General features: G+C 68.6%; 12 protein-coding genes. 9 read left to right on the forward strand and 3 right to left on the reverse strand.

Annotated elements, in window-relative coordinates; translation table 11 throughout:
- Nucleotides 1-59 precede the first annotated feature (59 nt).
- Both OHS70_RS22045 and OHS70_RS22050 read right to left on the reverse strand, forming a co-directional pair.
- The gene (locus OHS70_RS22045; protein WP_328399657.1) at nt 60-1001 is read right to left on the reverse strand and encodes a restriction endonuclease; all 942 of its coding nucleotides are present in this window, start codon (nt 999-1001) and stop codon (nt 60-62) included.
- Between the two features lie 348 nt (nt 1002-1349).
- Nucleotides 1350-3020 carry an HNH endonuclease signature motif containing protein gene (locus tag OHS70_RS22050; protein ID WP_328399659.1) on the reverse strand — a complete coding sequence of 557 codons (1671 nt, stop codon included), beginning with the start codon at nt 3018-3020 and terminating at the stop codon, nt 1350-1352.
- Nucleotides 3021-3417: 397 nt separating this feature from the next.
- Between OHS70_RS22050 and OHS70_RS22055 the strand changes: the two genes are divergently transcribed.
- Both OHS70_RS22055 and OHS70_RS22060 read left to right on the forward strand, forming a co-directional pair.
- On the forward strand, nt 3418-4188 hold the full coding sequence (locus tag OHS70_RS22055) for a ParB/RepB/Spo0J family partition protein (RefSeq protein ID WP_328399661.1): 771 nt from the start codon (nt 3418-3420) through the stop codon (nt 4186-4188).
- 386 nt (nt 4189-4574) lie between these two features.
- Nucleotides 4575-4913 (forward strand): hypothetical protein, encoded by a 339-nt coding sequence (locus OHS70_RS22060; RefSeq protein WP_328399663.1) that lies wholly within the window; start codon nt 4575-4577, stop codon nt 4911-4913.
- Between the two features lie 266 nt (nt 4914-5179).
- Here the strand turns inward: OHS70_RS22060 and OHS70_RS22065 are convergent, their stop codons facing one another.
- Nucleotides 5180-6910, reverse strand: a complete 1731-nt coding sequence (locus OHS70_RS22065; RefSeq protein WP_328399665.1) for a dolichyl-phosphate-mannose--protein mannosyltransferase — start codon at nt 6908-6910, stop codon at nt 5180-5182.
- A gap of 53 nt (nt 6911-6963) precedes the next feature.
- Between OHS70_RS22065 and rsmI the strand changes: the two genes are divergently transcribed.
- From rsmI to OHS70_RS22100, 7 genes are all read left to right on the forward strand, one after another.
- Entirely contained in the window at nt 6964-7851 is an 888-nt protein-coding gene (rsmI, locus tag OHS70_RS22070) for a 16S rRNA (cytidine(1402)-2'-O)-methyltransferase (protein WP_328399667.1), read from the forward strand.
- Between the two features lie 126 nt (nt 7852-7977).
- The gene (locus OHS70_RS22075; protein WP_328399669.1) at nt 7978-8385 is read left to right on the forward strand and encodes a hypothetical protein; all 408 of its coding nucleotides are present in this window, start codon (nt 7978-7980) and stop codon (nt 8383-8385) included.
- Nucleotides 8386-8418: 33 nt separating this feature from the next.
- Nucleotides 8419-9318, forward strand: coding sequence for a TatD family hydrolase (locus OHS70_RS22080; RefSeq protein ID WP_328399671.1), 900 nt, complete (start codon nt 8419-8421; stop codon nt 9316-9318).
- Between the two features lie 291 nt (nt 9319-9609).
- The gene (locus OHS70_RS22085) at nt 9610-10860 is read left to right on the forward strand and encodes a ubiquitin-like domain-containing protein (RefSeq protein WP_443062755.1); all 1251 of its coding nucleotides are present in this window, start codon (nt 9610-9612) and stop codon (nt 10858-10860) included.
- Nucleotides 10857-11747 (forward strand): 16S rRNA (adenine(1518)-N(6)/adenine(1519)-N(6))-dimethyltransferase RsmA, encoded by an 891-nt coding sequence (gene rsmA / locus OHS70_RS22090; protein ID WP_328399673.1) that lies wholly within the window; start codon nt 10857-10859, stop codon nt 11745-11747. The genes OHS70_RS22085 and rsmA overlap by 4 nt, the downstream gene beginning before the upstream one ends.
- On the forward strand, nt 11744-12643 hold the full coding sequence (locus OHS70_RS22095) for a 4-(cytidine 5'-diphospho)-2-C-methyl-D-erythritol kinase (RefSeq protein WP_328399675.1): 900 nt from the start codon (nt 11744-11746) through the stop codon (nt 12641-12643). Before rsmA ends, OHS70_RS22095 begins: the two co-directional genes overlap by 4 nt.
- A gap of 231 nt (nt 12644-12874) precedes the next feature.
- Nucleotides 12875-14185 (forward strand): acyltransferase family protein, encoded by a 1311-nt coding sequence (locus OHS70_RS22100; protein WP_328399677.1) that lies wholly within the window; start codon nt 12875-12877, stop codon nt 14183-14185.
- Nucleotides 14186-14213 lie beyond the last annotated feature (28 nt).

Raw genomic sequence — 14213 nt, forward strand, 5'->3', positions numbered from 1 at the left:
CGGCAAAGCGAGAAACGGCGGCTGCTTTTATCGGCCGACGCGTCGTGTAGGCCGGCTATTCAGTCGCTCTCGGAAAGAATCTCTGCGACGGGCATAAAGCAGTGGCCAGTCTCGCTCGCATGCCGCTTCTTTCGATGGACGAGTTCATTCAACCGGATGCGCTGGTCCAGTACGGCCATAAAGTCGAGGCCGTCCATCGTGATGAATGGAGTGCTATAGCTGTACACCGCCAGGGCGTCGGAAGTGAAGCCGCTCAGGCTGATATACAGACCCAGCGTGTTCTTGCCTTTGCGCTCAATGTTGGTTTTGAAAACATCCAACAGTGGCCGACCGATTCTTTCTTTCCACCACTTGGCTTCGAGCACGTAATGGTCCGTGTCAAAGGAGAATGCTCCATCGATCTGCTCGTGATCCAGGCTGTAAGACGCCCGTGGCTCAAGGTCATACAGGGCGAAGAGTTCGTTGATGAAGCCCTCGAAGTCGCGGCCCCTTTGATGCACATCGGTGGCGCCGTGCATCATCATGAAGCGCTGCTTCAGGTCCTCGTGGGCATGGGCGAACGCGCGGCCATCCTGGGCCTTTTTCGCGCTCTCGGTGATGCTGGCCGCGTGTGCCTCGTGCTCCGCGATGACTTCGCGCTGTTTGGCAGTCCAACGCCTCAACTCAGCTACGGCAGAAATGGCCTTGGCCGCCATGATCTCACTGTCGGGCTGCGAGGCGAGGTTCGGAAAGGTCTCCATTTCGGCGATGTCGAGCATGAGCGCAACCGTTAGATCGAGGTAACGGGTTTCGTTGGCTCGCAGGAGATTGGCAAGCTGGCCCGACACCTCGCGTTTGGTGGCTGTGAAGTCCAGCTGCGCCAGCAACTCGCTGTGATCCTTCAGCATTGCCCGGACGTACATCTCGAACGGCTTCTTGTTCCAGAAGATCGCTGTCAGCGCTTCGACCAGCGCGACGTACGCGCTTGGGTTCATCGTCTTCTTACGCGCGCTGGACTGCATGGTCCCCTCCTTGGCAGGCCACCCCGTACCCACTGTCACCAGTCTGTTACGGTACCGCCCCACCCGCTGATGATCTGCCCGTATGACAGCGTGATGTCCGAGGTGTTCTTCGGCTCCTGCGCTGCTTCGAGGTCCATCCCCCACGGGCGAGTGCTGCGGTGTGAAGCTGTCCGCCAGTTGCGGCCGCGGCCACCTTCTGGCCAGCATGCCGATATCCGACTCCTGTTGACGGTAAACAGCCAGGTCACAGACTGGATCGGCAGCACCCAGAGGCCGGTCTTGAAAGCCGTTCCCCGGGTGCTGGCTCCTGCCCCCGAGGCATCCAGGGGCAGGAGCATGTGCGTGGCGCTAGCCGAGCTTCTCCGCGTGGAGGCGCTGGGCCGTGGCTGCGAGGAGGCGTCGCAGCTTCTCCTTGTTCTCGCCGTAGGTCTTGAGGGCGTGGCAGTTAGGGCACAGAGCGATCATGTTCCAGGGGACATCAGGCCCGCCCTTGGCCAGGTCTCGAACGTGGTCGACCTGCAAGATTGGCAGACCGGCTGTGGTTCGCTCGGTGGGGTGGCCGGCGCACTCAGGACTCTCACATCTGTTCTTGCAGCGCTTGATGGTTGCCGCTCTCGCGCTGGGGTCGCGGACGTAGCGGTCGGCGAGTGTCGGCTTCTTCAGCTGGCCTCGTTGCTTGGCGTTCGCTTCCGCGTTCTGTGTCAGGCGCCTGTACGCGTCCTCGTCGCTCTCCTCGGTGTCATGTGCTTCGGGATCGAGGTCGCTTGGGCGGTAGTCGCCCGTGTCGTCGTGCAGTTCACCTGTGTCAGCGTCCAGTGCTGACAGGACCTCGGAGGGCCATGTCTCGCGCTCTGGGGAGGGGACGGGAGCTAGTACCCAGAGGAATTCTCGGCGAGGCTGTTTATCGGCTCCGACGCCCCACCGGAGCCGGCGTTGCGCGATGACGGCCCACGTCTCGAAGCTGAACTGTCCCTGGAACGGCTTGTGCCAGTAGCGCAGTGGGCGGCCGGCAGCCTGGTACTCGGCCATGAGCTCGTTGCCGTCAGTGATTTCCTGGTCGCCAGAGAGTCCGTCTCCTACGTAGGCGATCCAGTCTGTGTCCGGGATGCGTCCGTCGGCATAGGGACCTTTGTCGTCCGAGAAGACACTTAGAATGCCGTCGGCGAGGCATCCGATTCCTGCCATCTTCTGGCCGCCGTGGGCGCGCCAGATGGCGTCCCGGTCCTTGAAGCTTTCACCGAGCTGCGGGCGTAGAGCATCCGCCCACCTGCCGGCGAGCAAGTCGTGCAGGCCGAAGTCCCTCAACAAGCCGGTGGAAAGGGGATAGAAGTAGCGCAGGAGTAGTCCGGCCGCGGCTCCAGCCGCAGCGTCAGGATGCGACCGCAGCAGAGCGTAGTCATGTTCGCGTAGGCCACCCGACGGATCCACCCGGTTCAAGGACTCCAGGGTGGGCCGTCGCCCCCGGCTGGTGAGGGTGAGCTCTTGCGTGGGGCCCACGGTCCACAAGTCATCGCGCACTAGCGCCCAAAACGGATACCGGGTGCTGTCCACACCATCCTCGACGTGGGCGTATTTCTCCATCAGCGGTGCCACCACATCGCGCGTAACCGACCAGGGCCGCATACGGGGTGCCCCGGCCAACGCCTGCCCGATAGCCCAGAGGAGAAGCACGGGACGGTGCAACGCCGTACGGACCCCACGACGTGCTGGCCGCACGTCCCCGACCCGCCGTTGGAAGGTCTTAGGCGGCTCCACGACAGTAAAGCCTTCCCTCCTCAGCCAAGCCACCGCACCCTTCAGGCCACCACTGAGCTGTGAAGGCTTGAGTGCACTTCCGAAGTCATAGAGGTGAGCAACGCCGGCTATGGCCTTGGAGTCGTACTGCCGCCCCTCGTGAACGAGTAGGTAGGTAATAGCCGCGCGGTAGCCGTAGGCGTCACGGAACGCCCCCTGCCCGAGCCGGTCGTGCTCTGCAATCGCCCGCAGGATCCCCGCGCGCGTGATCTCGGAAGGTGCCATGACCAACACCGTAGATCAGGCCACTGACACAGCCTCGGGGATGCACACCAACTGGCATGGTTGGCCTTGGCTGCCGGTCAGGGCAGCGCCTTCGACTCGCCTCCGCGCCAGCACGGATGCTGCAGGAGGATCCACGCCCAGGTCTCTTGTCCCGGCCCGCGCACGGCAGCGTCGATACGCGCACAGGTGGTAGCACTCCAACGGTGCTCTCGTGTCACAAGCGGAACACAACGACCCGATTTTTCAAGCCACTTGAAGCCGGCAGCGATCGCATGATTGAATCCCTGGCGCGCTGTATCCCCAAATCCCCGGCGATGCCGACAATCCCCTGAACGCAGCGCGGAAGGGCACCTCCATGCCTAAGCCTCAGTACGCGTACGAGCTCCCGGTCCACCAAGTGGACTATGGGAAAGAGGTCGCGATCAGCGACCTCAAGATCGACCCTCAAGCGCAGCGCACCCTCAACGAGGGGCGAGCGCAGCGCATCGCGGACAACATCGTCCCGGAGGCCGTCGGTCTCATCATCGTGTCCCAGCGGGACAACGGCGAGATGTACATCGTGGACGGGCAGCACCGCTGCCGTGCCTGCCAACTGGCCGGCATGCGCACCGTAAAGACCGAGATTCACTATGGGCTGACCCTGGATCAGGAAGCGATCCTCTTCCTGATCAAGAACCGTGAGTCACACAAGCCGAGGCCTATCGATGAATACCACGTAGGTCTCACCGGCGGCGTTTCCCTCTTCGTCGACACTGACCGGGTCCTGAAGAAGCACCAGCTCTCCCTCGGCTCGACATCTACCAACGGTGTGGGGGCCGTGTCCGGAGTCCTTCGGATTACGGAGCGATTCGGCGCCACGGTCCTCGACCGCACCCTCTGGGTTGCCGAGGAGGCTTTCGGCCGCTCCCCGGAGACCTGGGACGGCATGTTCCTCGGTGGCCTCGGCCAGTTCTTGGGCCGGTGGGGCAACATCATCGATGACAAGGAACTCGCCCGAAAGATCCTGGCCATGGGAGTGGCGTCCAAGTGGCGCGCCGAAATCCTCAGTCAGTCGTCGCGTGGCGGCTTCAACAACAGCGGCACCGGGTCGCGCGTGACGACGGCTTATCGACTCGTCATCAGGGCCTGGAACAAGGGACGCAGGGCCGCGAATCAGATCGCGGAGTAGCTCGCCAGAGTCAGCCGGTGTCTCTCCGAAACGCGGAGAGGCAGGAGTCATTACGGCTTGACGGAGCAGAAGCAGTCTCGTGCCAAGCTACCAGCATGGAAACTGACGGATACCCCGAGGTGGTAACTGCGCCACGCTCAGTGGGTGTTCTGGCTCGTCCTGTTGCTCACCCAGATAGGCATGAGCTCCAGGACGACATTCGCAGTCTCCTCTGTCACCACACTGCGTGGTCTCGCAAGCTGTGGTGCTCAGGTATTCCTGCGAATCTGGAAGCTGTCTGTGTCTTGCATCTCTGAATGCTCAAGGCGGGCAGTTCTGTGCCGCGGCAGGTGTGCTCTCGACGTGCTGTTTCGTCTTGCCGGCCCCAGTGAAGGGTCAGCAAAACCGTGTTGTTCCAGCTTCCTGACGGCGCCCCTGTGTGGGTGATCATTCCCGTGGTTGCCGTCGGTCTTGTCCTTGCCGTGGCGCGAGTCGTCAAGAACCTCCCCAAGGACGCGATCAAGAACTTTTTCGAGCACCGCACAAAGGTCAACGAGATCATTGCCCACGACACGAAGGGACGGGTCGCGGCCGTACAACGACAACGACTCGTGTTCATGGGGTTCACGTTCGTATGCGTGGCCGTAGTCACCCTTGTCCTTGCGGCATCACGTAGCACCGAGGCTACGGCGCCGTCCCCGCAGCCTCAACCGGCCAGTTCCCAACCTTCGCAGGCTCCCCGCTGAATGGTAGGGAAGTGTGCGGTACGACGGCGGCCGTCCAGCCCTGTGAGAGGAGGGGGACGGCCGTTGTGGTGCCTTGTGGGTGGCGCGTAGATGCACGGTTTCAATCGAGCGGGAGTATCGGTGGGCGGTCTGACATGGCTCCGGGTGTGTTCGTAGTTCTGGGCCGTCTGTGGGCCGTGCAAAGGTGGCCCTGGACGGCCCGCAACGACCACTGACAACCAGGGCGGGCCCGACACCCACCGGTGCCGGGCCCGCCGTTTGCGCTGCTAGACCCAGGTGTCTAGCCACATCCGGTTGCGCCACTCGTCGAGCGGGATCGTCTGGCCGGTGTAGATCGGATAGAAGTAGATGAAGTTCCACACGATCAGCAGCACCAGCACGCCCGCGCCGATCGCGCCGATCGCCCGGCGGCGTTCGTCCGATCCCGGTGGGCCGAGGATCGCGCCGATCATCATCGCGACCGCCAGACACAGGAACGGCACGAACACGACCGCGTAGAACAGGAAGATCGTGCGCTCCTGGTAGTGCAGCCACGGCACCCAGCCGGCCAGGAAGCCGCAGAGGATCGCGCCCGCGCGCCAGTCGCGGCGGAACAGCCAGCGCCACAGGACGTAGCACAGCGCGAAGCACGCCGCCCACCACAGCAGGGGGGTGCCCAGTGCCAGCACCTCGCTGGCGCACTTGTCGACCGCGTCCGCCGGGCAGCCCCTCGTGCCCGGCTTCGGGTCCTCGTAGTAGTACGAGACCGGGCGGCCCAGCACCAGCCAGCTCCACGGGTTCGACTCGTAGGTGTGCCCGGAGGTCAGCTTGACGTGGAAGTCGAAGACCTGGGTCTCGTAGTGCCACAGGCTGCGCCACCAGTCCGGGAACAGCCAGCTCCAGCTGCTGTCCTGACCGGCTCCCTTGGTCGCCCAGTCCCGGTGGTACCCCTTGTCCGTGACGATCCAGCCGGTCCAGGTCGCGATGTACGTGGCGATCGCGACCGGCACCGTGGAGACGAACGCCGGCAGCAGATCCTTCTTCAGGACCGCCGCATACGGGCGTACCGCGCCCGCTGTGCGGCGCGAGCCGACGTCCCAGAGCACGCTCATCACACAGAACGCGGCCATCACGTACAGGCCGTTCCACTTGGTGCCCGCGGCCAGTCCCAGCAGCACACCGGTCACGAGCCGCCACGGGCGCCAGCCCAGCCGCAGGGTCTCCGCGACCGTCGCATCGGGCCGCAGCACGCCGTCCGCATCCACGGGCAGCGCCGCGGCGAGCCTGCGCCGCGACCGGTCCCGGTCCAGGAGCAGCGCCCCGAACGCCGCCAGCACGAAGAACATCAGCACCAGGTCGAGCAGTGCGGTGCGGCTCATCACGAAGTGCAGACCGTCCACCGCCATCAGCAGACCGGCGAGGCAGCCGAGGAATGTGGAGCGGAACAGCCGCCGCCCGATCCGGCAGAGCATCAGCACCGACAGCGTGCCGAGCAGGGCGACCATGAAGCGCCAGCCGAACGGCGTGAAGTCGAACATCTTCTCGCCGAGGCCGATGACCCACTTGCCGACCGGCGGATGCACCACATAGCCGGGATCGGTGGGGATCGCGATGTCCGCCCCGCCCGGTTCCAGGATCTTCTTGTCGATTTCCTTGGGCCAGCTGCCCTCGTACCCCTGGTTGATCAGCGCCCAGGCGTCCTTGGCGTAGTACGTCTCGTCGAATATCACCGCATGCGGCTTGCCGAGGTTCCAGAACCGCAGCACGCCCGCGAGCAGGGCGACCAGCACCGGGCCGACCCAGGAGAAGATCCGCAGCAGCGGGTCCGCATCCCCGGGGCGGATGCCGAACACCGGCCACAGCCGGTCGGAGGGGCGCGTGTACGGCGGTACCAGGCGCTCACGCAGCCCGATCACGGGCCGGGGCACATAGCCGAATCTGCGCAGCCGCTGCTCCCAGCCGGGCGGCTGCGGGGCGGCGTCCTTGCCCTGAAGGGTCTGAGGCGCGGTACTGGTCACCGCGCCATCGTAGGGAACACGGCTGTGCGAGTCGTGCGTCCGGTCCTGGGAGGATGACCTTTGTGACAGGAACGCTGGTACTCGCAGGGACGCCCATCGGTGATGTGGCGGACGCGCCGCCCCGGCTCGCCGCCGAGCTGGAGGGCGCCGACATCGTCGCCGCCGAGGACACCCGGCGGCTGCGCCGGCTCACCCAGGCCCTCGGTGTGCACACGCGCGGGCGCGTCGTGTCGTACTTCGAGGGCAACGAGGCCGCCCGTACGCCCGAGCTGGTCGAGGCGCTGGCCGGCGGGGCCCGGGTGCTGCTCGTCACCGACGCGGGAATGCCGTCGGTGTCCGACCCCGGATACCGGCTGGTGGCCGCCGCGGTCGAGAAGGACATCAAGGTCACCGCGGTGCCGGGCCCGTCCGCCGTGCTGACCGCGCTCGCTCTGTCCGGTCTCCCGGTGGACCGCTTCTGCTTCGAGGGCTTCCTGCCGCGCAAGGCGGGGGAGCGGCTCGGCCGCCTGCGTGAGGTCGCCGGCGAGCGGCGCACGCTCGTCTACTTCGAGGCCCCCCACCGACTGGACGACACGCTCACCGCAATGGCCGAAGTGTTCGGTCCCGACCGCCGCGCGGCCGTGTGCCGCGAGCTCACCAAGACATACGAGGAGGTCAGGCGCGGTGGCCTTGGCGAACTCGCCGCCTGGGCCGCCGAGGGTGTGCGGGGCGAGATCACCGTCGTCGTCGAGGGTGCGCCGGCCGCGGGTCCCGCCGAACTCGACGCTGCCGAGCTGGTGCGCAGGGTGCAGGTGAGGGAGGAGGCGGGGGAGCGGCGCAAGGAGGCCATCGCGGCCGTCGCCGCCGAGGCGGGACTGCCCAAACGCGAGGTGTTCGATGCGGTCGTGGCGGCAAAGAACGCGGCTCGACCGGCCTCCGCGGACGGCAAAGGACTATCGTAAAAGGCAAAGCCCAGACCGCATCCCGGCCTTTTCTGCAGGGGAACGCCCAAGACCGCCCCATTAATCGACATCCCTGATGCGCTCCCGCCGGAACAGGCGTCCACTGGTCGGTGGAAAGGAGCTGGCATGAGTGAGATCGCAGGCACCGCCAAGGTCCATGAGGCGTATGCCTTTGCCTGTATGCGATGCGGGCACGGTTGGGAACAGTCCTACGAGATCGAGCATCACGTCGACGGCGCAGGCAAGGAGTTCATCGTCTACAAGGCGGGTGGCGAGCGAGTGCCGTCCCCGCTGTCCAGCCCGACCTGTCTCAACTGCGGCGGGCACGTCGTACGGATCATGCGGGCCGGTCAGGTCTCCTCGGTACTCGACCAGATGGCGAACGCGGGCCGGGCCAAGCAGCCCGTCCCCGTGGCCGGACCGGCCGGGGGCACAGGTGCGGCCGAGTCGGTCGAAGGCAGGGCTGCGCCGCGGGCGGAGGGCCACCACTGGCACCTCTCCGATCTTCTGCATCCCTTCCACCACCGCAAGTGAGAAGCCGGGCGTGGGCCTCGTAGGATCGCGCCCATGAGTTCGAAGTCCGCTCCGCCGCCGCTGCCCGAACCCCTCGGCGTAGAGGTCGCCGATTCGCACACCCACCTGGACATGCAGGAGGGCACCGTCGAGGAGGCGCTGGCCAGGGCCGCCGCGGTCGGCGTGACCACGGTCGTCCAGGTGGGCTGCGACCTCAAGGGATCCCGCTGGGCGGCCGAGACCGCCGCCCGGCACCCGGGAGTGCACGCCGCGGTCGCGCTGCACCCGAACGAGGCGCCGCGCATCGTGCTCGGTGACGGTGGGGGCACCTCCCAGCCCCCTGGGGCTGGGGGAGGGCGGTCGCGCCAGGGCGCACGGCAGGCCGGCGGCGATGCCGCGCTCGACGACGCGCTCGCCGAGATCGACCGGCTGGCCGCCCTCGACGAGGTCAAGGCGGTCGGCGAGACGGGCCTGGACCGATTCCGTACGGGGCCCGACGGCATGGCCGCACAGGAACGCTCGTTCCGGGCGCACATCGAGATCGCCAAGCGGCACGACAAGGCGCTCGTCATCCACGACCGTGAGGCGCACGCGGATGTGCTGCGCATCCTCGCCGAGGAGGGCGCGCCGGAGCGCACCGTTTTCCACTGCTATTCCGGCGACGCGGAAATGGCCGAAGTGTGTGCCGCCGCGGGCTACTTCATGTCGTTCGCCGGCAATGTGACCTTCAAGAACGCCCAGCCGCTGCGCGACGCCCTCACCGTCGCGCCCGCCGAACTCGTACTCGTCGAAACGGACGCGCCCTTTCTCACCCCGGCGCCGTACCGCGGACGGCCCAACGCGCCGTATCTGATCCCGGTCACGCTGCGCGCGATGGCGGCCGTGAAGGGGCTGGACGAGGACACGCTGGCCGCGGCGATCGCCGCGAACTCGGCGCGCGCCTTCGGGTACTGACCCGGACTCGACCCCACGTTCGCAACGCTGGGTGTCCGCGTCGCTTTGGAGAGTGACGATCGCTCCGCTACTGTCCCGGTGCCAATGGCTGACCGGACCCTACGGAGCGTCGTGAGCAATGCACAGGGCAGTCACCGTGCCGCACGCGGCGGGCGCCGCGCCGCGGGCAGGGCGGAGCCGCCACCGCCGCCTCCGCCACCCGGGCCGCGCGCGTCGTCGGCGCCGTACGACAGTGCTTATGCGCCCACGGCCGTCGATGCCCGCCGCGCCGTTGCCCACGCGCCCACCGCCGTGGATGCCCGCCTCGTTGCCTACGCGCCCACCGCGCCGCACCTCGATCTGAGGGACCAGCCGTCCCTGCCGCGCCAGAGTGCCCCTGTCGCCGACCCGCCCGCCGGAGGCCGGGCCCAGGCCCGCAGGGCGGCCCGGCGCCGCCGCACCGGCGAGCGTCCCGACGCCCTGCGCCGACTCGTCCCGCAGGCGCTCGTCGTCGCCTTTCTCGCCGGCGGCACCACCGCGTTCGTCGCCGCCGACAAGGCCGTACGGCTCACCGTCGACGGCGTGCCGCGCACCCTGCACACCTTCGCCGACGACGTACAGGAACTCCTCGACGAGGAAGGCGTGGACGTCGGCGCGCACGACCTCGTCGCCCCGGCCCCCGGTGAGGACCTCACCAGCGGCGACGAAGTCGTCGTCCGCCACGGCAGGCCCCTGGTGCTCACCCTGGACGGACAGCGCCGCCAAGTGTGGACCACCGCCCCCGACGTCGACGGCGCCCTGCGCCAGCTCGGCGTGCGCGCGGAAGGCGCGTATCTGTCGGCCTCCCGTTCCCTGACGATCTCCCGCACCGGCCTCGCCCTGCACGTCCGAACCGAGCGCACCGTCACCTTCCTCGCCGACGGACGCCGGCACACGCTGCGCACCAACGCGGCCACGGTGCGCGAGGCGCTCCGCGAGGCGGGCATCGAACTGCGCGGCCAGGACACCATGTCCGTACCGCCCGCCGGCTTCCCGCACGACGGCCAGACCATCACGGTCACGCGGATCAGCAGCTCCCGGCAGGTGCGCGAGGAACCCATCGCCTATGCCGTGCGGCGGACCGAGGACGCCACGCTGTTCGCCGGCACCGAGGTCGTCGTACGGCAGGGCAGGGCCGGAGTGCGCCGGGTCACCTACGTCCTGCGGACCGTCGACGGCGTACCGCAGCAGCCGAGGAAGATCGCCGACGAGGTGGTGCGCGAGCCCGTGACCGAGGTGGTCAAGGTCGGCACCCGGTCGCTGCCGTCGTCGGTCGAGGGCGCCGACGGCCTGAACTGGAGCGCCCTCGCACAGTGCGAGTCGGGCGGCCGGCCCGATGCGGTCGACCCGTCCGGGAACCACGGCGGGCTGTACCAGTTCGACATCGGTACCTGGCGTGCCCTCGGCGGAACCGGGCGGCCGCAGGACGCACCCGCCGAGGAACAGACGTACCGGGCCAAGAAGCTCTATGTGCAGCGGGGGGCGAGTCCGTGGCCGCACTGCGGCCGTAGGCTGTATCGGTGAGCACCACTGATCCCGACGCACTCCTCGGCCCCGCCGACATCCGCGAACTGGCCGCCTCGCTGGGCGTACGCCCCACCAAGCAGCGCGGCCAGAACTTCGTCATCGACGCCAACACGGTCCGCCGGATCGTGCGCACGGCCGAGGTCAAGCCCGACGACGTCGTGGTCGAGGTCGGTCCCGGACTCGGCTCGCTGACCCTGGCGCTGCTCGAGGCGGCCGACGGGGTCGTCGCCGTCGAGATCGACGACGTGCTGGCGGCAGCGCTGCCGACGACGATCGCGACGCGCATGCCGGAACGGGCCCCGCGCTTCTCGCTCGTCCACGAGGACGCGATGCACGTGCAGGAGCTGCCCGGCCCGCCGCCGACCGCGCTGGTCGCGAACCTGCCGTACAACGTCGCGGTGCCGGTGCTGCTCCACATGCTGGAGCGCTTCCCGACGATCGAGCGCACGCTGGTCATGGTCCAGTCGGAGGTCGCCGACCGGCTGGCGGCACGGCCCGGGAACAAGGTGTACGGAGTCCCCTCGGTGAAGGCCAACTGGTACACCGATGTGAAGCGGGCGGGCGCGATCGGCCGCAACGTCTTCTGGCCGGCCCCCAACGTCGACTCGGGCCTGGTGTCGTTGGTGCGCCGCGCCGAACCGGTGCCGACGACCGCCTCCAGGGCAGAGGTCTTCGCGGTCGTCGACGCGGCGTTCGCACAGCGCCGCAAGACCCTGCGTGCGGCACTGGCCGGATGGGCCGGATCACCGGCCGCGGCGGAGACGGCACTGGTCGCGGCGGGAATCTCGCCGCAGGCGCGCGGGGAGTCGCTGACGGTGGAGGAGTTCGCGCGGATCGCCGAGGCGAAGAACGCGGAGGCGAAGGACGCGGAGGCCGAGAAGTGAGCGTGACCGTACGAGTGCCGGCGAAGGTCAATGTGCAGCTGGCGGTCGGCGGGGCACGCCCCGACGGCTTTCACGACCTCGCCAACGTGTTCCTCGCCGTCGGGCTGTACGACGAGGTGACGGTGCGCCCGGCGCCGTCACTGACGATCACGTGCGCGGGGCCGGACGCGGACCAGGTACCGCTGGACCGTACGAACCTGGCCGCGCGGGCAGCGGAACTGCTCGCGGCCCGGCACGGCATCTCGCCCGACGTGCACATCCACATCGACAAGGACATCCCGGTCGCCGGTGGCATGGCCGGCGGCAGCGCGGACGGCGCCGGTGCGCTGCTCGCCTGCGACGCGCTGTGGGGCCTCGGCTCGTCCAGGGACGAACTCCTCGCCATCTGCGCCCAGTTGGGCAGCGATGTGCCGTTCAGCCTGGTGGGCGGTGCGGCCCTGGGCACCGGCCGCGGCGAGCAGCTGACCGAGCTCACCGTCGGCGGGGCGTTCCACTGGGTCTTCGCGGTGGCGGACGGCGGCCTGTCGACCCCCGCGGTGTACGCCGAGTTCGACCGCCTCAACGAGGGCGCTGCGGTCCCGCCCCCGGTGGCCTCGCCCGCGCTCCTGGATGCCCTCGCCACGGGCGACGCGGCCTCCCTGGCCGCCTCCCTGACGAACGACCTCCAGTCCGCCGCCCTGTCCCTGCGCCCGTCTCTGGCGGCCACGCTCTCGACGGGCACGTCCGCCGGGGCCCTGGCAGCCCTGGTCTCGGGCTCGGGCCCGACGACGGCGTTCCTGACCAAGGACGAGGACTCGGCCGAGTCGGTGGCCGCGGCGCTGATGGCTTCCGGTACGTGCCGCACGGCCCGGGTGGCGCGGGCGGCGGCTGCGGGCGCGACGATCGTGAACGCCTGAAGTTCCCTTCCCGATACCGGGGGCTCCTCCCCCTACGCCCTGGCGGGCGTGGGGGGACCCCCACCGGACCCCCGTTCCTCAAACGCCGGACGGGCTGATTCTCAGCCCGTCCGGGGCTTTTCCGGACGCGGGCATGCTCCGCGCAGCGGGATCCGCACGAACGCGTACTCAGAGCACAATTGAGTACCAGCGCCCTCCCGGCGGCCGCGCACTCCGCGGGACCGTACCCCCATGGGATCAAGCGTTCGTGAGCTCGCCGCCGCCACCCCGGGTACGCGGGACCGGTACATCGACCTGTTGCGGGTCGCCTCGCTCGGGACCGTGGTGTTCGGGCACTGGCTGATGGCCGCAGTCACCGGGGACGGGGTCGGCAACCTGCTCGCCGTCGTGCCCGAGCTTCAGGTGCTCACCTGGGGGCTCCAGATCATGCCCGTCTTCTTCTTCGTCGGCGGCTTCTCGCACGCACTCTCCTACCGGTCCCTGCTCCGCAAACAGCCCGCCGGATCGGTGTACGCCGCCTTCCTGCGCGCCCGGCTGCAGCGGCTGCTGCGGCCCACCATGGTGTTCATCCTCGTCTGGGGGAGCGCCGCACTCGTCGTGCAACTGCTCGGCGGCGACGCGGGGTTGACGGGCGTCGCGCTGCGGCTCGTCGCACAGCCGCTGTGGTTCATCGGCATCTATCTCGCCATGGTCGCCTTCACCCCGCCGCTGCTGAAACTGCACGAGCGACGGGGCTGGGGAGCCTTCGGCGCGCTCGTCGCGGGAGCCGTGCTCGTGGACGGGCTGAGGTTCCTGCTCGACGTTCCGTTCGTCGAGTTCCTCAACTTCGCCTTCGTCTGGCTCGCGGTTCACCAGCTCGGCTTCCTGCGCGCCGACGGCCGGATACGGGTCCCCGGCGCCCTGGCCGCCGCCGGACTCGCCGGCGCGGCCCTGCTCGTCGCCCTCGGGCCGTACCCGCTGTCCATGGTCGGGATGCCCGGCGAGAAGGTCTCGAACATGGCCCCGCCCACGCTCGCCCTGCTCTGCCACGGGCTGTGGCTGGTCGGCGCGGTGGAGCTGCTGAAGGGACCGGGAACGCGGCTGGTCCAGCGCGGACGCGTCTGGCGCGGCGTGGTCGCCGCCAACGGCGTGGCCATGACCGCCTTCCTGTGGCACCTGACCGCCATGCTCGGCGTCTACGGCGCGATGCTCGCGCTCGGCATCGCGCTCCCCGAGCCCGCCACCGCAGCCTGGTGGGGGCAGGTCCCCTTCCGGATCGCCGTGGCGATCGCGCTGACCCTCGTCCTCGTCGCCGCCTTCCGCACCTTCGAGCGGCCCGCCCCGGCGGCCCCGGGCTCCGGCTCCGGCGGGCCGGTCGCCGCGCTGGGGATCACGCTCTGCCTCCTCGGTGTCCTCGGGCTGTCGATGGTCGGCTTCGGCGGGATGCTGGAAGGGAAGAGCGCGATGCTCGTCGCCGTGCGCGTCACCGCACCCGCCGCCGTCGCCATGGCGCTGGCCGGCTGGCTCCTGGTGGAACGGGCGGGGCGGGCACCTCGCGCCTGACAAGTAGGCTGGGGGGTCGATCGTTCCC

Origin of the sequence: Streptomyces sp. NBC_00390 (genome assembly GCF_036057275.1) — a bacterium.
Taxonomy (GTDB): Bacteria; Actinomycetota; Actinomycetes; order Streptomycetales; family Streptomycetaceae; genus Streptomyces.

What these genes read in the sequence shown, in the direction of transcription:
- OHS70_RS22045 (WP_328399657.1), bottom strand. Translation starts at nt 1,001, where the DNA reads ATGCAGTCCAGCGCGCGTAAGAAGACGATGAACCCAAGCGCGTACGTC.
- rsmI (WP_328399667.1), top strand. Translation starts at nt 6,964, where the DNA reads ATGACCTTTGTGACAGGAACGCTGGTACTCGCAGGGACGCCCATCGGT.
- OHS70_RS22075 (WP_328399669.1), top strand. Translation starts at nt 7,978, where the DNA reads ATGAGTGAGATCGCAGGCACCGCCAAGGTCCATGAGGCGTATGCCTTT.
- OHS70_RS22080 (WP_328399671.1), top strand. Translation starts at nt 8,419, where the DNA reads ATGAGTTCGAAGTCCGCTCCGCCGCCGCTGCCCGAACCCCTCGGCGTA.
- OHS70_RS22050 (WP_328399659.1), bottom strand. Translation starts at nt 3,020, where the DNA reads ATGGCACCTTCCGAGATCACGCGCGCGGGGATCCTGCGGGCGATTGCA.
- OHS70_RS22100 (WP_328399677.1), top strand. Translation starts at nt 12,875, where the DNA reads ATGGGATCAAGCGTTCGTGAGCTCGCCGCCGCCACCCCGGGTACGCGG.